This is a genomic window from Paraburkholderia aspalathi (assembly GCF_905220735.1).
GTDB classification, from domain to species: domain Bacteria; phylum Pseudomonadota; class Gammaproteobacteria; order Burkholderiales; family Burkholderiaceae; genus Paraburkholderia; species Paraburkholderia aspalathi.
On sequence record NZ_CAJNBA010000001.1, the window covers coordinates 889,316 to 908,686 of the forward strand.

The 19,371-nt window shown below is 62.4% G+C and carries 17 protein-coding genes; 2 read left to right on the plus strand and 15 right to left on the minus strand.

The window, feature by feature from the left end; all coding sequences use genetic code 11:
- Window positions 1-186: 186 nt before the first annotated feature.
- The 3 genes from KHO30_RS03915 to KHO30_RS03925 all read right to left on the minus strand — a co-directional run bounded on the left by KHO30_RS03915 (window position 187) and on the right by KHO30_RS03925 (window position 3,333).
- Window positions 187-843, minus strand: a complete 657-nt coding sequence (locus KHO30_RS03915; protein WP_200619035.1) for a peroxiredoxin — start codon at window positions 841-843, stop codon at window positions 187-189.
- Between the two features lie 244 nt (window positions 844-1,087).
- On the minus strand, window positions 1,088-2,581 hold the full coding sequence (locus KHO30_RS03920; protein WP_211700108.1) for a sensor histidine kinase: 1,494 nt from the start codon (window positions 2,579-2,581) through the stop codon (window positions 1,088-1,090).
- Window positions 2,578-3,333 carry a response regulator transcription factor gene (locus tag KHO30_RS03925; protein ID WP_054033720.1) on the minus strand — a complete coding sequence of 252 codons (756 nt, stop codon included), beginning with the start codon at window positions 3,331-3,333 and terminating at the stop codon, window positions 2,578-2,580. Before KHO30_RS03925 ends, KHO30_RS03920 begins: the two co-directional genes overlap by 4 nt.
- Window positions 3,334-3,586: 253 nt before the next feature.
- Here KHO30_RS03925 and KHO30_RS03930 point away from each other — a divergent pair, with 253 nt between their 5' ends.
- Both KHO30_RS03930 and msrA read left to right on the plus strand, forming a co-directional pair.
- Complete coding sequence (locus KHO30_RS03930) at window positions 3,587-5,449, plus strand: cytochrome c biogenesis protein DipZ (RefSeq protein WP_211700109.1); 1,863 nt, start codon at window positions 3,587-3,589, stop codon at window positions 5,447-5,449.
- 47 nt (window positions 5,450-5,496) lie between these two features.
- Window positions 5,497-6,234, plus strand: coding sequence for a peptide-methionine (S)-S-oxide reductase MsrA (gene msrA, locus KHO30_RS03935; RefSeq protein WP_211700110.1), 738 nt, complete (start codon window positions 5,497-5,499; stop codon window positions 6,232-6,234).
- A gap of 29 nt (window positions 6,235-6,263) precedes the next feature.
- Here msrA and KHO30_RS03940 read toward each other — a convergent pair whose 3' ends face one another.
- From KHO30_RS03940 to KHO30_RS03995, 12 genes are all read right to left on the minus strand, one after another.
- The gene (locus KHO30_RS03940) at window positions 6,264-7,097 is read right to left on the minus strand and encodes an AraC family transcriptional regulator (protein ID WP_200618991.1); all 834 of its coding nucleotides are present in this window, start codon (window positions 7,095-7,097) and stop codon (window positions 6,264-6,266) included.
- Window positions 7,098-7,220: 123 nt separating this feature from the next.
- The gene (locus KHO30_RS03945) at window positions 7,221-8,729 is read right to left on the minus strand and encodes a DHA2 family efflux MFS transporter permease subunit (RefSeq protein ID WP_093636884.1); all 1,509 of its coding nucleotides are present in this window, start codon (window positions 8,727-8,729) and stop codon (window positions 7,221-7,223) included.
- A gap of 199 nt (window positions 8,730-8,928) precedes the next feature.
- Window positions 8,929-9,606: a glutathione S-transferase family protein gene (locus KHO30_RS03950; protein ID WP_211700111.1), complete on the minus strand. Its 678-nt coding sequence runs from the start codon at window positions 9,604-9,606 to the stop codon at window positions 8,929-8,931.
- Window positions 9,607-9,717: 111 nt separating this feature from the next.
- A complete protein-coding gene (locus tag KHO30_RS03955) occupies window positions 9,718-10,941 on the minus strand; it encodes a dienelactone hydrolase family protein (protein WP_211700112.1) in 1,224 nt (407 codons plus the stop codon).
- Between the two features lie 40 nt (window positions 10,942-10,981).
- Complete coding sequence (locus KHO30_RS03960; protein ID WP_211700970.1) at window positions 10,982-12,622, minus strand: AMP-binding protein; 1,641 nt, start codon at window positions 12,620-12,622, stop codon at window positions 10,982-10,984.
- Between the two features lie 85 nt (window positions 12,623-12,707).
- Window positions 12,708-13,103: a RidA family protein gene (locus tag KHO30_RS03965; protein ID WP_211700113.1), complete on the minus strand. Its 396-nt coding sequence runs from the start codon at window positions 13,101-13,103 to the stop codon at window positions 12,708-12,710.
- A complete protein-coding gene (locus KHO30_RS03970; RefSeq protein ID WP_200618994.1) occupies window positions 13,100-13,543 on the minus strand; it encodes an acyl-CoA thioesterase in 444 nt (147 codons plus the stop codon). Before KHO30_RS03970 ends, KHO30_RS03965 begins: the two co-directional genes overlap by 4 nt.
- Window positions 13,540-14,748: an acyl-CoA dehydrogenase family protein gene (locus tag KHO30_RS03975; protein WP_200618995.1), complete on the minus strand. Its 1,209-nt coding sequence runs from the start codon at window positions 14,746-14,748 to the stop codon at window positions 13,540-13,542. The genes KHO30_RS03970 and KHO30_RS03975 overlap by 4 nt, the downstream gene beginning before the upstream one ends.
- A 1-nt stretch (window position 14,749) precedes the next feature.
- The gene (locus KHO30_RS03980; protein WP_200651781.1) at window positions 14,750-15,601 is read right to left on the minus strand and encodes an enoyl-CoA hydratase family protein; all 852 of its coding nucleotides are present in this window, start codon (window positions 15,599-15,601) and stop codon (window positions 14,750-14,752) included.
- A 35-nt stretch (window positions 15,602-15,636) separates the two neighbouring features.
- The gene (locus tag KHO30_RS03985; protein ID WP_054033708.1) at window positions 15,637-16,194 is read right to left on the minus strand and encodes a MarR family winged helix-turn-helix transcriptional regulator; all 558 of its coding nucleotides are present in this window, start codon (window positions 16,192-16,194) and stop codon (window positions 15,637-15,639) included.
- Window positions 16,191-16,964 carry an SDR family NAD(P)-dependent oxidoreductase gene (locus KHO30_RS03990; protein WP_200651780.1) on the minus strand — a complete coding sequence of 258 codons (774 nt, stop codon included), beginning with the start codon at window positions 16,962-16,964 and terminating at the stop codon, window positions 16,191-16,193. Before KHO30_RS03990 ends, KHO30_RS03985 begins: the two co-directional genes overlap by 4 nt.
- A complete protein-coding gene (locus KHO30_RS03995; RefSeq protein ID WP_200651779.1) occupies window positions 16,961-19,333 on the minus strand; it encodes a bifunctional salicylyl-CoA 5-hydroxylase/oxidoreductase in 2,373 nt (790 codons plus the stop codon). Before KHO30_RS03995 ends, KHO30_RS03990 begins: the two co-directional genes overlap by 4 nt.
- Between the last annotated feature and the right edge of the window lie 38 nt (window positions 19,334-19,371).

Sequence of the window (19,371 nt, forward strand, 5' to 3'; positions counted from 1 at the left end):
ACCCCGCGGCCCGCTTTTGCGAGCGGTTAAGGATCGCGGCTCATGGAGTGTCGCCAAACCGTACCGCAGGCAGTCGATTTGGACGCACCCCGTTCGGCGGGCCGGGCGCGTGGATGCACCCGGACTCGCATCGGCCGCCGCACTTCGACACTATCTGGCGCTCGTCGCTCCAATCAATGAGCGCTTTTACTTCGGTTGCGTAACGTATCGCAGATAAGGCTTCACGGTTTTGAAACCCTCAGGATATTTTTGCATTGCGGCATCGTTGGAAACGGACGTTGGAATGATCACGTCTTCACCCGGCTTCCAGTTTACCGGCGTCGCCACCGTATGTTTCGCGTTGAGTTGCAGGGCGTCGAGCAACCGCAGCACTTCGTCGAAATTGCGGCCTGCACTCATCGGATAGACGAGCATGGCTTTGACCTTCTTGTCCGGCCCGATGATAAACACGGAGCGAACGGTCGCGTTGTCCACCGCGGTGCGCGGGCCGCCGCCGCTCGCTTCGGGATGAATCATGTCGTAGAGCTTCGCGACCGTCAGGTCCGAGTCGCCGATCAACGGGTAGTTGACCGCGTGGCCCTGCGTCTCCGCGATATCCTTGACCCACTCCTTGTGATCGCCGACGGGATCGATGCTGAGCCCGATAATTTTCGTGTTGCGCTTATCGAATTCTGGCTTGAGACCCGCCAGGTAGCCGAGTTCCGTCGTACAAACCGGGGTGAAATCCTTCGGATGCGAAAACAGGATCGCCCAATGGTCTCCGATCCATTCGTGAAAATGGATCGTCCCTTCGGTGGTTTCAGCAGTGAAATCGGGAGCGTTTTCTCCTAGTCGAATCGACATCATCAGTCTCCATAGGTGAGTGCACCGAGGTACCCGTGCCGCGGTCGGCGTGACGTCCCCTGGGCTGCCTGGGTGTTGAGTGGCAATTGGTCTGACTAGAGACTACCCTTCGGCCGCTTACACAGTATTGCACCGGAGGACCGTCTGCGGGCGCAGCAGATTCAGAGACGCTCCCAAATAGCCGGGATGCAGGAAAGACATCGGGACGCGCTGCGGGTCGCTCCTATAGCGTATAACAAAAAAGTCAGAGCGGGATGCCGGCGACAGCCGGCTTTTCGGTGGTCGGCAGATCGAAACAGAAAGCCGTGCCCGTTCCCTCACGTTCGAGCAGGCGTATCTGGCTGTGATGCAACTGCAGCATGCGTTGCACGATCAGCAGACCGAGTCCGCCGCCGCGATGCGCGCCACCTGAACTGAACGGACGTTCGAACAGCCCTTCGCGCTGCTCCGCTGGAATGCCGGGACCCGTGTCTGTCACTGTGACCGATACCTTGCCGTCCTTGTGCGCGAGATCGACATCGATCGACCCGCCGGCGGGCGTGTGGCGAATCGCGTTGTCGAGCAGGTTCGTCAGCACACGCTCGATCATCCCCAGGTCGGCGTAGACCGCCGGCAGACGAGGGGGAAAATCGGCGCGCAACTGGATGTGCCGCGCCTCGGCCGGCAACTCGAATTTCTGGAAGACGTCCTGGACCAGATCGACCAGCGAGAACGGCTCGAGTGCGGGTTGTACGTTCCCGTGTTCGAGCCGGGCCAGCTCGAACAGCGCCTGCGCGAGCCGCCCGACCTTGACGCTCTGCGCAAGCGCAATCGCCAGATAGCGTTTGCGCTCCGTTTCGCCGAGCGTCTCGGCTTTGAGCGACAGCGTCTCGAGGTATCCATGCAGCGAGGTCAATGGCGTGCGCAGGTCGTGAGAAATATTGGCGATCAGCTCGCGCCGCTGCTGGTCCTGGCGCGTCAGCGCGCGCCACTGCTCGCCGATGCGGTTGGCCATCTGCGCGAACGTCGCTTCGAGTACGCCGATTTCGTCGCGCCGTCCGGCAGGCGACGAGCGTGGCACGGCCGGCTGGGTGTCCGGCTCGCCGTCGGCATCGAAACGGCGCATGGCGTCGGTGAGGCGGCGTAGCGGCCGCGTGATCAGGCCGAATGCCGTCAACCCCGCAAGCAATCCCAGCAGCGCGACCAGCGCCATCGACCAGAGCGTGGTCCGCAGTACCGAGCTGGCGGCCACGCGTGCAGCGAGCGCGTCGTGTTCCTCGCCGAGCAGGACCACGTAGATATAACCGGACGGCGGCTGCCCGTTCAGTTGCAGCGGCGCGGCGCTAAACACTTTTTTCCCGTCGACGCTGCGCGGGTCGTCGCCGAGAATCGGCAACGCGTCCCCGGCGATAAATTGCCGGATCGGCGCGAGATCTACCTGAGCGCGCTTGACGTGGCCCACGGGGGCGTCGTCGCCCTCGATGCGCCCCTGATTGTCAAGCAGATACACCTCGACGCTCGGATTCACCATCATCAACTGGCCGAACAGCTGGCGCACCGCGTCGGGCCGCAGGCCGTTCGCGTCCATCAGCGTGGTGCGATGCGCGATATGGTTGGCGAGATCCTTTGACAGGCGCTGCACGACTTCCTTTTCGTGCAGGTCGCTCGAACGGATCTGCAGCCACGCCGACGCGCCGCAGCACGCCAGCAGCAATGCTGAGAAGACGATCGAGAGCCGCTGGGTTAGTGTCAGGTTCACGGCGCGTCCTGAGGTGCGCCGGCGGGCGTGGGCCCGTCGCCTGGATTGCCAGGCATAGCCAGCTTGTAGCCGCGTCCCCAGACGGTCAGGATGCGCTCGGGTTGGGCGGGGTCGGTCTCGATCTTCGCGCGCAGGCGGTTGATGTGGGTGTTGACGGTGTGTTCGTAGCCCTCGTGCTGATAGCCCCATACAGCGTTGAGCAGATCCATCCGCGAGAACACTTTGCCGGGATGCTGCGCGAAGTAATACAGCAGGTCGAATTCACGCGGCGTCAGTTCAATCGGCTTGCCGTCCACTGTCGCCTCGCGCGTCAGCGGATCGATCGTGAGCCCGGCGAGCTGCAAACTGCCGGCGTCGATGCGCGAGTCTTTCGCCATGGCTTCGACGCGCCGCAGCAAGGCTTTGACGCGCGCCACCAGTTCGAGCACCGAGAATGGCTTGGCCAGGTAGTCGTCGGCACCGAGTTCGAGGCCGAGGATCCGGTGTACTTCGCTCGAACGCGCGCTGGTGATGATGATCGGCGTGTAGCGCGTCATCGCGCGGGCGCGCCGGCAGATTTCCAGGCCGTCGACGCCGGGCAGCATCAGGTCGAGGATCAGCGCGTCCCAGCCGCCTTGCTCCAGCAGGCGCAGCCCTTCGCTGCCGTCGGCGCTATGCACGACTTCGTAGCGTTCGTCGCGCAGATGAAGGCTCAGCACGTTGGCGATGTCGACGTCGTCTTCAACGATCAGGATGCGCTTCAATGGGTCCATGGAGGGTTTGAGCCGCGGGTAAGGGTGTGGTTCGGGTGTGGTTCAGGGCGGTGGAAAGACAGGGCGCCCGCAAAAACGGGCCGTTGCGCCATTGTGCAAAATTTCCGGGCGGCGAGTTATCACATTTAATTTAACTTTTCGTGAGGACTTTGACACCCCTCGCGCCCTAGGATGTGGGCACTTTCCGCTGATCTGCAGCGCACTCAAGCCGCGTAACCATCCTAACCGACTCAAAACATCGCCCGGAACCGACATGCTACTCATCGTTCTTGCCTATCTTGGCGGCGCTCTGACGATCCTCAGTCCGTGCATCCTGCCGGTGCTGCCCTTTGTCTTCGCGCGCGCCGATCAGCCTTTCGTGCGCAGCGGGCTGCCATTGCTGGCCGGCATGGCGCTGACTTTCGCCATCGTCGCGACCCTCGCCGCCGTGGGCGGCGGTTGGGTCACGCAGGCTAACCAGTATGGCCGCTGGCTTGCAATTGCCTTGCTCGCCATCTTCGGACTGACGCTGTTGCTGCCGCGTTTCGCCGATCATCTGATGCGTCCGCTGGTGAGCGCCGGCAATCGCCTGTCGAATTTCGCGCAGGGCGACGGTCAGCAGGTTCGCGCGGGATCGTCCTTTCTGCTGGGCATCGCGACCGGCTTGCTGTGGGCGCCGTGCGCCGGTCCGATTCTCGGCCTGGTGCTGACCGGCGCGGCATTGCGGGGCGCGAGCGTCGGTACCACGCTACTGCTGGTTGCCTACGCGGCCGGCGCGGCGACTTCGCTCGCAGTGGCGCTGCTGATCGGCGGCCGGGTGTTCACGGCGATGAAGCGCTCGCTGGGCGCGGGCGAGTGGATCCGTCGCGGGATCGGCGCGGCGATGCTGTGCGGCGTGGTGGCGATTTCGCTCGGGCTCGACACCGGCGTGCTGGCACGTGTATCGACCATCGCTACCGGTGGCCTTGAACAGAAACTGGTCGACAAGCTCTCGCCCGGCGCGACGCCGGCTAATCCGGTGGCGGCGGGTAATAAGACCAATGCACCAGCCAATGCTTCAGGTAGCGACGCCGTGATGACGGCCAACCCCACCGCCGATGCAAGCGACGCCGGCGCGATGATGCGCGCTTCGCAAGGCGCGTCAGGCGGCGCGGCTGCGTTGCCCGTCGAAGGTGTGCTGCCGACCTTGAACGGCGCTGTTCAGTGGCTGAATTCACCGCCGCTGACGGTTCAGGACCTGCGCGGCAAAGTTGTGCTGGTCGATTTCTGGACGTACTCCTGCATCAACTGCCTGCGTTCGCTGCCGTACGTGAAAGCGTGGGCGCAGAAGTACAAGGACCAGGGGCTCGTCGTCATCGGCGTGCATGCACCGGAATTCGCGTTCGAACGCAATGTCGACAACGTGAAGAAGGCGGTCCACGATCTCGGCGTCGACTACCCCGTCGCGATCGACAACAACTACGCGATCTGGCGCGCGCTGAACAATCAGTACTGGCCGGCCCATTATTTCGTCGATGGCAAAGGGCAGATTCGCTATCACCACTTCGGCGAAGGCGACTATGCGGAATCGGAAAAGGTGATTCAGGAATTGCTGACAGAGGCAGGGCATGCGAATGCGTCGAAGGTCGCAATCGGCATTACCGGCACGAGCGCGCAAGGCGTGCAGGCAGCGGCCGACAGCGCCGACATGCAATCGCCGGAAACCTATATCGGATACGAGCGTGCCGAGAATTTCACGTCGCCCGGCGGCGCAGCGGAAGACAAGGTTCATACCTATAAGGCGCCGTTACAGCCCGCTGTCAACGATTGGGGGCTCGCCGGCGCGTGGAATGTGGGCGCCGAACACGCGACGCTCGAGGCGGCCTCCGGACGCATCATCTATCGCTTCCATGCGCGTGATCTGCATCTGGTGCTCGGTCCAGGCAAGGACGGCAAGCCGGTTCGCTTCCGTGTCAGCGTGGATGGCGCGGTACCGGGCGCAGCGCACGGAACAGACGTCGCCGCCGACGGTACCGGCACCGTTACCGAACAGCGTCTTTATCAACTCGTGCGGCAAACCGGCGACGTTGCGGATCACACGTTCTCGATCGAGTTTCTGGATCCGGGCGTGCAAGCGTTCGCCTTTACGTTTGGCTAAGCCGAGCCTGACGGCGTGACTCAACCACTCATTGAAAGACTGACATCATGCAAACAACCTCTACTAGCAAGGTTCTCTCACGCAGGCGTTCGTCGTTTTTCCGGCTCGCGGGTTGCGTCGCCATTGCGGCAGGCGTCTTCGCCGCGCAGCGCATCGCGAACTCAGCCGAAGCAATGACGAAGATTCCGCCGCCTGCCCATGACGAGAGCGTCGGCGCCGTGCATAGCGAAACCGCAGTGTTCGCCGGCGGTTGCTTCTGGGGTGTTCAGGGCGTGTTCGAACACGTGCGAGGCGTGAAGCAGGTCGCCTCGGGATACACGGGCGGCGCGGCCGGCACCGCGCAATATGAAACCGTCAGCGAGGGCGATACTGGGCATGCTGAATCGGTGCAGGTCACCTATGACCCGACGCAGATAACCTACGGACGTTTGCTGCAGATTTTCTTCTCGGTCGCACACGACCCCACCGAGCTGAACTACCAGGGCCCCGACCACGGCACGCAATACCGCTCGGCGATCTTTCCAGCCAATCCTGAGCAGCGTAGCGTCGCGCAATCGTATATTGCGCAGCTCGACAAGGCGCACGTGTTTTCAGGGCCGATCGTCACTCGCGTGGAGGATTTCAAGGGCTTCTATCCGGCGGAAAGCTATCACCAGAATTTCCTCGCGCTGCATCCTGACTACCCGTACATCGTGATCAACGATCTGCCGAAGGTGAGCGGACTGAAGCGCATGTTTCCCGATCTGTATCGCAACGATCCGGTGCTGCTCAAGGTGAGCGGCTAGTTTCGCGAGCGAGCCGCTCAACGCTCGAATCAAGCTTTCAACGGTAGCCAGATTTCGAGTCCACCCATGCCGCTGACCGGATCGAACTTCTCGTCGTAGCGCTCGAAGTTGGGCGCATCGGCGGGAATGTGTCCCGATGCCGGCAGCCACTGATTCCAGATCGTGTTCCAGGTGCGCCGTATGGTCGAGATGTGCTCGCGGTGGCTGAACACTGCGTAGCGTTGCGGGGAAATACGCAAGCGGCTCAGTTCGGCAGGCAATGCCGAAAAGTCGCTGACTTCGACGCCGCACAGATAGTCGATATTGCCGGTGTCGTCGGCGTTGTAGCAGACGCCATATGCCACGTTGCCGACCTGGCCGGGCACTCTGCCGAAGTATTCGCCAAAGCGCTGCCACTGCGAAGGAATCGCGGCGCAGGTCTCGCTTGTATAGCGCTCGCTCAGGCCCGCGACGAGAAACGGTTTGCCGTCTTCGAAACGCGGCGGTTCGAGATGCGTGAGTAGGGTTTCGTCCATTTTGATCGGCTCCACGATAGCAATGTTGTCGAGGTGACCACGCGCGCGCAGCGCTTCGGGCGTCAGTCCGAATTGCTCGCGAAACGCACGCGTGAATGCTTCGTGAGAACCGTAACCGGCCTCGATGGCGACGGTCAGAATATCGGGTGCACCGTCGGCGAGGCGTCGTGCCGCTTCGCTCAGGCGGCGCGCGCGAACATAGCGCATCACCGAAAGCCCCGTGGCCGCTTCAAAAGCACGCGCCAGATGAAAGCGCGACACGCATCCGCAGTTGGCGATGTCGTCGAGCGTCAGCTCACGGGCAAAGTGGCTTTCGATAAACCAGAGCGCTTTTCCAACGGGGTTCATTTCGGCTCTCACGTCAGCATGAAGCCAGCATAGCCAGGCGCGATGCGGCGCATTTGATCGCGCTTGCGGTTTTGCGGTGGGCGCCTTCTTGACCGCGATCGAGCTTGTTTCAGGGTGGATAGGTCAGTAGTTTTCGGTCGCTGCCGCGTTACCCGCGCCATGCGATTGTGCTGCAGTGGACCCGCCGTCACCGTGTGCATCCTCGTGCGCGTTCGCGTTCGCGCCGCCGGGTTGTCCCGGGCGCAGCAGCAAACCACCCAATACACCCGCCGCCGCCGCGAAGATCGCACCGAACAGGAACGCCACGTGATAGCCGCTATTGAGCGCTGCTACCGCGTTTTCAGACGCTTGCATTGCGTCACTGCGCGCTGCCGCCAGACTTGCGAGCACCGCGAGACCGAGCGCTCCACCCATCATGAACGACGTATTGACGATCCCGGACGCAAGGCCCGAATCGCTTGGATCGACGTCGCTCATGGCGGCCAGCAGCAGGGGATTGAATGCGATGCCCGCGCCGAAGCCGAGCAGGATCATGCCGGGCAGCACGTCGAGCACGAAGCTGCCGTTGACGGGCGCGCGTGCAAACAGCGCGAGGCCAATCGCCGCGACCAGCAGGCCGACGGCAAGCGGCGCGCGCAGGCCGAAGCGCATCACCACGCGCGCCGACAGGCCCAACGAAAAGAACGCCATGATCAGATTGGCCGGCAAAAACGCGAGCCCGACCTGCAAGGGCCGGTAGCCGAGCACGCGCTGCAGATACAACGCGGAGATGAAGAACCACGCGAACATCGCCGCTGCCCATAGTACGCCGACCACATTGGCAGTGGCGACATTGCGCAGGCGGAACAGACCGAGCGGCATCAGCGGATGCTGCACGCGCGCTTCGATTACGAGAAACACGGCCAGCAGCGCGAGCGCGGCGAACAGCAGGCCGAGCGTCTGCGCCGAGGTCCAGCCGGCTTCGTTGCCATTTACGACTGCGTACACGGCCAGCATCAGCGAAGCGGTGACCGTGACCGCACCGGCCACGTCGAGCCGTTCGCCATGAGCATGACCGCGCGCCGACGGTAGGAGCGCCACGCACAGCGCGTAGACGGCGATACCAATCGGCAGGTTGACGAGAAAGATCCAGTGCCAGCTCAGCAGGTTGGTCAGCAGACCGCCGAGCAACACGCCGATGCTGCCGCCGCCCGCGCAGACGAAACCGTAGATACCCATCGCTTTCGCCCGTTCGCCCGCTTCGGTGAACAGATTCATGATCAGCGACAGCGAAACAGCGGAGACCACTGCGCCGCCCAAACCCTGCACGGCACGCGCGCACACCAGCAGGATTTGCGAATTCGCCAGGCCGCACGCGAGCGACGCCAGCGTGAACAGCGTAATGCCGCCGAGGAACAGCTTGCGGTGGCCGTAGAGATCGCCCAGCCGTCCGCCAAGCAGCAGGCAGCCGCCGAAGGTGAGCATGTACGCATTGACCACCCACACCAGCGAGGTTTCGCTAAAGCCGAGGTCCGCGGCGATCGACGGCAACGCAACGTTCACGATCGTCGTATCGAGCACGATCATCAGCACGCCGAGGCACAGAACGATCAGCGCCAGCCAGCGTTTGTTGCCGTGGATGGAATGGGTCATGCAGGGGCTCCTTTGCCGTGGTCTATCAAGCTCAAGCAGGCTCAAGCGGGCGCCAGCGGATGCAAGCGAATGCCGGACGTTCCGCCGCTCGGCACGAATTCGAAGCCCGGTCGGCAACCCGTTGATGGCAATGGGGATTTTTAGTCTAGCACCCGCGAGTTTTAAGCCACAACTACGAATTCCTGGGCGGGGTCGGCCGTCAATCGCCGCCCAGTAGTTCGTATTTGCCGCCGCGCTCCAGCGCCCGCTGATAGGCCGGCCGCGCGTGAATGCGTTTCAGGAAATCGACGACGGCGGGAATCTGCCCTTCCATGCCGCCGCGTGCGGTGGCGGCTTCGAGCGGAAAGCTCATCTGAACGTCGGCCGCCGTGAAGTCGTTGCCGACGAACCAGCCGGTCGCGCTCAATTCCTTGTTGATGAAACCGAGGTGCAGCTTCAACTGCGGATCGATGAAGCTCGATTGGAGCGTCCATGCGATCTTGCGGGCGATGGGCTTGGCGAAGAACGGCATCGGCGCACTGGCGATGCGCAGGGCGACCAGTTTCAGCAGCAGCGGCGGCATGGCCGAGCCTTCCGCATAGTGCATCCAGTACGTGTAGCGCAGCCGCTCCGGTGTGCCCGCTGCGGGCGCGAAGCGGCCTTGACCGTACTTGTCGACCAGATACTCGATGATTGCGCCGGATTCGGCGAGGGTCTGGCCATCGTCCGTAATGACGGGTGACTTGCCCAGCGGATGCACTGTGCGCAACTCGGGCGGCGCCAGCATCGTGTTCGGGTCGCGCTCGTAGCGCTTGATCTCGTAGGGCACGCCGAGTTCTTCGAGCAGCCACAACACGCGTTGCGAGCGGGAGTTATTCAGATGATGGACGGTCAGCATGGGTCGAGGGAGGTTGGCCGGTGAAGCGTCACATCATAGGGGTGTTGAGCCGAGGTGGGGCTCTATTTGCTTGCCCCTGAATTCGCCCTCCTGCGCGCCCCCGGCCACACCTTACACGCGCGACTTCGTGCCCATCAGCTGGTTCGACGGCAAGGTCTCGTCTAGCAGCTTGCGCGCGCTTTCGATGCCGGCCACCGGCAGTCCCTCGGGATTCAACAAGCCGACCTGCACCAGCACCGATGCCTGATCCCAATAGATGTGCTCGTTGTACAGCTTGTCGCCGCGAAAGCACACCACGGCCAGCATCGGTACTTCGAAATACTTACCGGTTGGCGCGACGCCAGGCAGCAGCCAGTCGATTTCGCAGCTGTGCGTGCAGCTGAAAATGAATTCGTCGACGATGCGATCCGCGCCGATCGTGCGCGAAATCGGAATCAGCTTCGTGTCGGCAGGGTTCGAATTGACGAAGTGATGCGTATAGAAACGTTTGAGCTTGTCATGGCCTACACCGCCGGTCATGGTCGGGACATGGTTGACGTAGGGTTGCGCGACCATGGTCGGCATAACGGCGTCGACGTCGCGCGTGGCGAACTCGTAATAGCAATGCGCTTCCCACAACGCGTTCAGATCGTAGACCGGACCCAGCACCTTACGGAGCAGGGCAAGCGTGCGCGAATAGGCCATCATCGCGGCGGGTTTGTCGTATTGCGGACGCGATGGTGCGGCGAATGCATGATCGCAACCCGGGTACACGTACTGCTCGATCTGCGGACGCGTGCGCAACGCGGCGCTGATTCGCTCGCGCGTTTCGGGTGGGCAATGTGCGTCGTTTTCAGGGAAGTGAAACACCATCGGGCAACGCACGGCCGGCACTTCATCCAGATACGCTTCGAGGCCAACGCCGTAGTAACTGACCGCGCAGTCCACGTCGGTGCGTGCCGCGCTCAGGAATGCGAGTTTGCCGCCGAGACAGTAGCCGACTGTGCCTACCTTGCCGGCCTGTTCGGGCAACGTGCGCAATGTGGCGACCGTTGCCGCGATATCGTCGACGGCGAGATCGACGTCGAAGCGCCCGAGATAGTCGAGCGCCTGCTTCATATCCGCCTCGCCATAGCCGAGCGAGATGCCTGGCTTGATCCGCCAGAACAGATCCGGCACCAGCACGACATAACCTTCTTCTGCGAAGCGGTCGGCCATCGATTTCATGTAGTCGTTGATACCGAAGATTTCCTGCAGGAGCACGAGCCCCGGGCCCGAGCCTTGCGCCGGACGCGCGACGTAGGCGTTGAAACGGCCGCCATCCTGGGCGACGACTTCGATGAAAGAGGCGGCCATGCGGTGTGTCTCCGACAGGAAAGAGGGACTACATGAGGGGCTACCCGAGCGTACGCAACTCGAAGCGTTTGATCTTGCCGGTTTCGGTGCGCGGCAGCGCCTCGATGAACGCGATAACGCGCGGGTATTTATACGGCGCCACGCTATTTTTCACGAAATCCTGCAGTTGCGCGACCATTTTGTCGTCAGGCGCATAACCTGGGTTCAGCACCACGAAGGCCTTGACGATCTGTCCGCGCGTCTCGTCGGGCACGCCGATCACGCCGCATTCGGCCACCGCGTCGTGTTGCATCAACACGCTTTCCACTTCCGGGCCGGAGATGTTGTAGCCGGCGGAGACGATCATGTCGTCGGCGCGGGCCTGATAGAACACGTAGCCGTCTTCGTCGAGATAAACCGAGTCACCGGGAAGATTCCAGCCGTCGCGAACGAACTTCGCTTGCCGCTCGTCAGCGAGATAGCGGCAGCCCGTCGGCCCGCGCACCGCGAGTTTGCCGATTGTGCCTGCCGGCACCGGTTGCATGGCGTCGTCCACGGCCTGTACGACGTAACCCGGCACCGCGCGGCCGATGGCATGCGGGCGGATCGCATCGCCTTGCGCCGAGATGAAAATATGGATCAATTCCGTACCGCCGATCCCGTCGATCATCTCGATGCCGCTTGCGTCGTGCCATAGGCGGCGCGTCGAATCCGGCAACGCTTCTCCCGCCGAGACCGTTTTCTTCAAGCTTGAAATGTCGTGATGCGCAACGAGCGGAGCCATCTGCCGATAGAACGTCGGCGCGGTGAACATGATCGTCGCGTGAAAACGCCCGACGGTTTGCAGCAAGGTCTCGGGCGTGAGCTTCTCGATCAATACCGTCGACGCACCCACTCGCAGCGGAAAGCACAGCAAACCGCCGAGGCCGAACGTGAAGGCGAGCGGCGGCGTGCCGCAAAACACATCGTTCGACGAAGGTTTCAGAACATGGCGCGGAAATAGATCACACATCGCGAGGACGTCGCGATGAAAATGCATACAACCCTTCGGCGCGCCCGTCGTGCCGCTGGTGAAGGCGATCAGGCAGACGTCGTCAGCGGCGGTGTCGCAAGCGGTGAAGTGGTCCGGTTTGTTGATCGCGAGGCTGTCGAGCGAATCGGCGGAATCATCATGAAACAGGCGTGTTTGTTTCAAACCCGCGCAGTAGAACTCGTCCTTGGGATCGTTGCAGCGCGCGAGTTCAGCGGTCAGGCGCGAGTCGCATAGCGCGGCGCTGACTTGCGCCTTCTCGATGATCTGCTTGAGTTCTTTCGCGCGCAGCAGCGGCATGGTTGGCACTACGACCAGGCCGGCCTTCAGCGCCGCGAGCGCCGTCACCGCCATGTGCAGGCTGTTCGGTCCACGCAGCAGTACGCGGTTGCCCGGCTGCAAACCCATTTCGCCGACCAGCACATGCGCGCTGCGATTCACCAAGGCCAGCAACTCGCCATACGTGGTCGCCCGCGGTTTCCCATCCACGTCCGACCAGATCGCCGGACGGTCGCGATGTCCCGCTTCGATCGTTCTGTCGAGCAATTCCGTCGCGCAATTGAAGCGCGCCGGGTAAGCCACGTCCGGGTTGTCGAGCAGAAAGACAGGCCATTGATCCTGCGGCGGAAGATTGTCGCGCGCGAAGGTATCGACGTGTGCTGACGGTTCCATCATGGTCTCCCGGGCGTTGAGCCGGCTGAATGCGCTTCGGTTGGCTTGGTGGGTTATGTTGCTTCGTGCTTCGTATTTCGTGCGCTTACTGGGGAACCACGGCCGTGGCTTCGATCTCGACTTTCGCTTCGTCTTCGATCAACGCGACAACCTGTATCGCGCTCATCGCGATGTCGTAGTCGCCGATCAGCTCTCGAAACGCACGGCCGATATCTTTCAGCGAGGCGAGATATTCGCGTTTGTCCGTGACGTACCACGTCAGGCGGACCAGATGCTCGGGCTTGCCGCCCGCTTCGTGCAGGACGGCGAGGATGTTCTTGAGCGCCTGAATCGCCTGCTGTGCGAAGTCGGTGGTCTGAAAACGCGCCTGTTCGTCCCAGCCGATCTGGCCGGCGATGAATACTTGTGTGCCGGCTGCTGCAACGCCGTTCGCGTAGCCGCGCGGCTTGATCCAACCGGCGGGAAGGAGAGCTTTTTTCATGAGCGATGCGCCTCGATGGATTCAGGTTGTGGGACAAACGCCGCGAGCGCGCTCGCGATGTCTGCGGGAATGTCGATGGATGTGCCGCTTTCGAGCGATGTGGTCACGAGCACCTGTTTCGCGCTGAAGCGGATTTCGCCGCCGTGCCGGCCGACGATCTCGATGCTGATCGAGCGGCGCCCGACCTTCGTGACGCTGAGTGACAGCGTGATCGTTTCGCCCATCTGGCTCGGCCGCGAAAACTCGCAATCGAGTTTGACGATCGGCAAGCCGACCCGGCGTTGCGCGATCATCTGCGCATAGTCGATCTGCATGCCTTCGTTGAACCAGTCTTCGACCAACGCGTTGGTCATCACCAGATATTGCGGAAAGAACACGATGCCAGCCGGATCGCAGTGCTGGAAGCGGATGCGGACAGGCCGTTCGAAGGTCGCGTTCATTTCGCTGCGTCCTTGATGGCTTCCGCGGCGTGCGCCTTCAGAAGGTCGCGGCCGACAATCAGCTGTTGCACTTCAGTCGCGCCTTCATAGATCCGCAACGCACGAATTTCGCGGTACAGCATCTCGACGGCGGTGCCGCTTTGCACGCCCATACCGCCATAAAGTTGTACGGCGGCGTCGATCACCTGTTGCGCGCCTTCGCTTGCGTGCCACTTGGCCATTGCGGCTTCACGCGTGACCTGTTCACCCTGATCGCGCAACCAGGCTGCGCGATAGACCAGCAATGCACTGCTGTCGATCGTCAATGCCATCTGTGCGAGCTTGGCTTGCGTCAGCTGAAAATCGCCGAGCGTCTGTCCGAACATCTTGCGCGACGATGCGCGTGAAAGACCTTCGGCCATTGCATGCCGCGCGAAGCCCAACGACGCTGCCGCGACCGACGTACGGAAAATATCCAGCGTACGCATCGCGAGTTTGAACCCTTCGCCGGGTGCGCCGAGCATCTGGCTGCGCGGTACGCGTGCGCCGGCAAAGTGCAAACGTGCTAGCGGATGCGGCGCGATCACGTCGATGCGTTCGGCGATTTCCAGACCCGGCGTGTCGGCATCGACGATGAAGGCGGTGATGCCGCGTGCACCTGGTGCTTCGCCGGTTCTGGCGAACACCACGTAGAAATCGGCGATGCCGCCGTTGGAGATCCACGTCTTGTCACCGTCGAGTACGTAGACGCCGCCGTCTTCGCGTGCTGAGAGGGACATCGCAGCGACGTCGGATCCCGCTTCCGGCTCCGACAAGGCGAAGGCGGCGATAGCGGTACCGTTCGCCACACGCGGCAAGTACCGCGTCTTTTGCTCATGCGTGCCGCCGAGCGAGATCGCGCCGGAGCCGAGGCCTTGCATCGCCAAAGCGAAATCCGCGAGACCGGAATGTTTGGCGAGCGTCTCGCGCAGCAGACACACGGCGCGTGTGTCGATCGTGTCGCCATTCCCGCCATAGGCAACGCCGCCGACACCGTATTTCAACCAGCCCGCCGAACCGAGTTCGCGCACCAGACGGCGGCAGGTTGCATCGACGTCGTCATGCTCTACGTGCGAGAGATTCGCGCGGCACCATGCTTCGATACCCGCGGCCAGTTCGCGATGGCGTGGTTCGAAAAACGGCCAGGCCAGTGCGCTGTGCAGATCCAGATCGCTGTTGGTGCTCAATTCAATCTCCCTCGAAGACAGGGCGCGACTTCGCGGCAAACGCGCTATACGCACGTTCGAAATCGCGTGTGCTCATGCAGATCGCCTGTGCTTGCGCTTCCGATTCGATCGCTTCGTCGATGCTCATGCTCCATTCCTGGTGCAGCATCTTCTTCGTGATGCCGTGCGCGAAGGTCGGACCGGCGACGAGATCGGCGGCGAGCTTCTGTGCGTCTGCGATGAGCGCTGCCGGTTCGCACAGGCGGTTATAGAAACCCCATGCGTGGCCTTCCTCGCCACTCGCTGAGCGGCCGGTGAACAGCAATTCGGCGGCGCGGCCTTGGCCGATGATGCGCGGCAGGATCGCGCAAGCGCCCATATCGCAACCGGCGAGGCCGACGCGAGAGAACAGAAACGCGAGCTTGCTGCGCGCGGTGCCGAGCCGCATGTCGGACGACATCGCCAGGATCGCACCGGCGCCGGCGCAGACGCCGTCGACCGCGGCGATGATGGGTTGCGGGCAGTGGCGCATCGCTTTGACCAGATCGCCGGTCATGCGCGTGAACAGCAGCAGTTCCGGCATCGGCAGATCGATTAGCGGGGCGATGATGTCGTGCACGTCGCCGCCGGAGCAGAAGTTCTCGCCTGCGCCGTGAATCACGATTGCCTTCACGTCGGTCGCGTACGTGAGTTGCCGGAACAGATCACGCAACTCCGCATACGATTCGAACGTCAGTGGGTTTTTACGTTCGGGCCGGTTCAGCGTGATCGTCGCGACCTTGTGGGCGACCGACCAGCCAAAGTGCCGCGCCTCGTAACCGGCGAGCGTCAGGCGGTTGCCGGCCAGTAGGGCGTCGGCGTTGGATCGTGTCATGAGTGTCTCCGGTGCAAGGCTGGGTTCCGTGCAAATCAGTCTTTCAGACTGTCGAGCAGATGTTGTTTGAGTTTGCCGAGGCGCTGATGGGTGCGCGATTTTTCGTCGAGGCTCAAGCCGCCGAACAGTTCGACCACCCATTGCTCATGCGCAATGGCCATCTTGTCGAACGCCTTGCGGCCCGCGGGCGTGAGGCACACGCTGATCGAGCGACGATCGTTGGGATCGGTGCCGCGCGAAACCAGACCTTCTTTCTCGAGCTGATCGGTAATGCCGGTCACGTTGCCGCCCGTCACCATCAAACGGCGCGACAGCTCAGTCATCTTCAGGCCTTCCGGATGACGTTCGAGTTGCGCCATCAAGTCGAAACGCGGCAACGTGGTGTCGAATTCATTGCGCAGGCGCTTGCGCAGTTCGGCCTGCACGAGATTGGTCGTGGTCAACATGCGCAGCCACAAACGCAGGCCCATGTGGCTATCGGCGCCGGTACTCATTTCCAGATCCACGACGTTCTCCGCTGGTTTGGCGACGCCTTTGCGCGGCGGCTTTGCGTCAGCCGTCGTAGTCTTTTTAAGGTTCGATAACTTGGTCACATTACTTCTCCACCGGAGATGGAAATGGATTGCCCCGTGATCGCATCCGAGCCGGGTTGGCAGAGCCATAGCACGGCGTTAGCGACCTGTTCCGGGCTTACGAAGCGACGCTGCGGATTCGTGCGCAGCAAGGTTTCGCGCGCCTGCTGTTCGGTGCGGGAGGTCTTGCTGGTGATCTGTTCGAGCGATGCGTGCAGCAGTTCGGTTTCGGTGTAGCCGGGGCATACGGCGTTGACGGTGACGCCTTTCGTTGCGACTTCCAGTGCGAGCGAACGTGTCAGGCCGATCACGCCATGTTTCGCGGCGCAGTAAGCGGCGACATAGGCGTAGCCGATTTGCCCCGCCGTGCTCGCGACATTGACGATGCGGCCGTGGCCGCGCTCGAGCATGCCGGGCAACACGGCGCGCGTGCCGAGGAAGACGCCGGTGAGGTTCACGTCGAGCATGCGCTGCCAGAGCGCCATGTCGGTGTGAGTGAAGGGCGCAGCTTGCGCCTGGCCGGCGTTGTTGACGAGGATATCGATTGCGCCGGCTTGTGCGAATGCCTTCTCGACCGATTCTTCGCTTGTGACGTCGACGCTGATGCAGGCGACGTCGCCGAGTCCGTTGAAACTTTCCCGCTGCGCATCGAGACGTTGCGCGTTGCGTCCCATCAAGGTGACGCGCGCACCGGCACGCAGCAGCGCTTCGGCCACGGCTGCGCCGATGCCGCTGCCGCCGCCTGTGACGACAGCGTGCTGTCCTGCGAGGGTCGTGTTGGGCGTATTCACGTGGTTCCTTCAGCGCGTTGCGCGCGCTCTTGCGGCGACAAGCCTGCGTTTGCGGCGGCCTGTGCACGTTCACGTTCGAGATTGCGCTCGAGTTGCGACTTGGCTGCCGTGTACGGTTTCGGCCACGTCACGTCCAGATAGCCGATTTTTGCGGCTTCATTCAACGTCCACGACGGATTGGCCAGATGCGGCCGCGCGATCGCACAGAGATCGGCGCGGCCCGCCGCGATGATGCTGTTCACGTGGTCCGCTTCCGAGATCGCGCCAACGGCGATGGTTGCGATGCCGGCTTCGTTGCGCACGCGGTCAGCGAATGGCGTCTGGAACATGCGGCCAAACACGGGCTTTTCCTGCTTGCTGACCTGGCCCGACGAGACGTCGATCATGTCGGCGCCTGCCGCCTTGAAGGCGCGGGCGATTTCCACGGCGTCGTCGGGCGTGGTGCCGCCTTCGACCCAATCGTTAGCGGAAATACGCACGGAAATCGGTTTGTCTTGCGGCCAGACGGCGCGGATCGCCTTGAAGACCTGCAACGGGTAGCGCAGACGATTTTCGAGCGAACCGCCATATTCGTCCGTGCGCTGGTTGGTCAGCGGCGACAGGAAGCTCGAGAGGAAATAGCCGTGTGCGCAGTGCAGTTCGAGCCAATCGAAGCCTGCCTCGGCGGACATTTGCGTGGCGCGTACGAACTGCGCTTCGATTTCTTTAAGTTCGTCTCGTGTGGCTTCATGCGAGGTCTGACTGACGCCGCTTAAATATTGCTGCGGTGAAGCGGACACCAGCGGCCAGTTGCCTTCGTCAAGCGGCTGGTCGATGCCTTCCCACGCAACGCGCGTCGAACCTTTTGCGCCGGAGTGCCCCAGCTGAATGCCGATCTTGGCGTCCGACTGAGCGTGCACGAGATCCACGATGCGCTTCCACGCCGTGAGATGCTCTGGCGCGTACATGCCGGGACAAGCGGGCGTGATCCGCGCTTCGGGCGACACGCAAGTCATTTCCGTCATGACCAGCCCGGCGCCGCCCATGGCGCGGGCACCAAGATGCATCAGGTGATAGTCACCGGCGATGCCGTCGACGGCTGAGTATTGCGCCATCGGCGAGACGACTACGCGGTTTTTCAGCGTGACGCCACGCAACGTGAAGGGCGTGAACATCGGCGGAACGGAGTGCTTCTCAGGCGCGCGGTCAATGCCTGAGCGGTGTGCGAGCCAGTCTTCGAACGTCGAGAGATAGGTTGCGTCACGCTCCCGCAAGTTCTCATGCGAGATGCGCTGCGAGCGTGTGAGCAGCGAATACGCAAACTGTTCCGGCTCGAACGAAGTATAGCGATCGACATGCTCGAACCACTCCGTCGAATTGCGCGCGGCGTTCTGGATACGCAATACGTCGATACTGCGGACATCCGTGTAGTGCTGCAACGCAGCGGGCAAATCACCCGGATGCGCGCCGATGCTGTTGGCGAGTTCGATCGAATCTTCGAGCGCGAGCTTGGTGCCCGAGCCGATCGAGAAATGTGCGGTGTGCGCCGCGTCGCCCATCAGCACGATCGGCGTTTGCGAGCCGTCGGCGTTGCCGCGCCAATGCACCCATTCCTCATTGACGACGCGCGGGAAACGAATCCACTGCGACGACCCACGCAAATGCGCGGCGTTCGACAGCAACGGGTTGCCGTCCAGATACTTGGTGAACAGCTTCTCGCAGAACGCGATGCTGTCTTCCTTGCTCATTTCGTCGAGACCGGCGGCGCGCCACACGCGCTCCGGCGTTTCCACAATAAACGTCGAGGTCTGATCGTCGAAGCGGTAGGCATGCGCCTGGAACCAGCCGAACTCAGTTTCTTCGAAAGCAAACGTGAAGGCGTCGAAGAGTTTTTTGGTGCCGAGCCAGACGAAGCGGCAATCGCGCATGTCGATCGCGGGCTTGTAGGTGGCGGTGTACTTCTGACGGATGGCGCTGTTGGCGCCGTCACAGGCGATGATCAGGTCGGCTTCGTAGGTGGTGTCGTCCGTAACCTGGGTTTCGAAAACCAGTTTGACGCCCAGTTCTTCGCAGCGCGCCTGCAGGATATTCAGCAGACGTTTGCGGCCGATGCCGCAGAAGCCATGGCCCGACGAGCGAACCTGCCTGCCGCGGAAATTGATCTCGATGTCGTCCCAGTGGTTGAAGGCGTCGAGGATCGCATCTGCGCTGGGGGCGTCGGCGGTGCGCAGGTTGCCGAGCGTCTGGTCGGAGAACACCACGCCCCAGCCGAAGGTGTCATAGGGCCGGTTGCGCTCCACCACCGTGACGTCATATGCCGGGTTCCGGCCCTTCATTAACAGGCCGAAGTACAAGCCGGCCGGGCCGCCGCCGATACATACGATGCGCATGTTGACTCTCCATGTGAACCTGCTCTGGAGGGTAATTT

Excerpts from the sequence above, each read along its gene's own strand:
- KHO30_RS03945 (WP_093636884.1), bottom strand. The coding sequence starts at position 8,729 with ATGACCCATTCCATCCACGGCAACAAACGCTGGCTGGCGCTGATCGTT.
- KHO30_RS03925 (WP_054033720.1), bottom strand. The coding sequence starts at position 3,333 with ATGGACCCATTGAAGCGCATCCTGATCGTTGAAGACGACGTCGACATC.
- msrA (WP_211700110.1), top strand. The coding sequence starts at position 5,497 with ATGCAAACAACCTCTACTAGCAAGGTTCTCTCACGCAGGCGTTCGTCG.
- KHO30_RS03950 (WP_211700111.1), bottom strand. The coding sequence starts at position 9,606 with ATGCTGACCGTCCATCATCTGAATAACTCCCGCTCGCAACGCGTGTTG.
- KHO30_RS03965 (WP_211700113.1), bottom strand. The coding sequence starts at position 13,103 with ATGAAAAAAGCTCTCCTTCCCGCCGGTTGGATCAAGCCGCGCGGCTAC.
- KHO30_RS03955 (WP_211700112.1), bottom strand. The coding sequence starts at position 10,941 with ATGGCCGCCTCTTTCATCGAAGTCGTCGCCCAGGATGGCGGCCGTTTC.
- KHO30_RS03940 (WP_200618991.1), bottom strand. The coding sequence starts at position 7,097 with ATGAACCCCGTTGGAAAAGCGCTCTGGTTTATCGAAAGCCACTTTGCC.
- KHO30_RS03970 (WP_200618994.1), bottom strand. The coding sequence starts at position 13,543 with ATGAACGCGACCTTCGAACGGCCTGTCCGCATCCGCTTCCAGCACTGC.
- KHO30_RS03915 (WP_200619035.1), bottom strand. The coding sequence starts at position 843 with ATGTCGATTCGACTAGGAGAAAACGCTCCCGATTTCACTGCTGAAACC.
- KHO30_RS03995 (WP_200651779.1), bottom strand. The coding sequence starts at position 19,333 with ATGCGCATCGTATGTATCGGCGGCGGCCCGGCCGGCTTGTACTTCGGC.
- KHO30_RS03930 (WP_211700109.1), top strand. The coding sequence starts at position 3,587 with ATGCTACTCATCGTTCTTGCCTATCTTGGCGGCGCTCTGACGATCCTC.
- KHO30_RS03960 (WP_211700970.1), bottom strand. The coding sequence starts at position 12,622 with ATGGAACCGTCAGCACACGTCGATACCTTCGCGCGCGACAATCTTCCG.
- KHO30_RS03980 (WP_200651781.1), bottom strand. The coding sequence starts at position 15,601 with ATGACACGATCCAACGCCGACGCCCTACTGGCCGGCAACCGCCTGACG.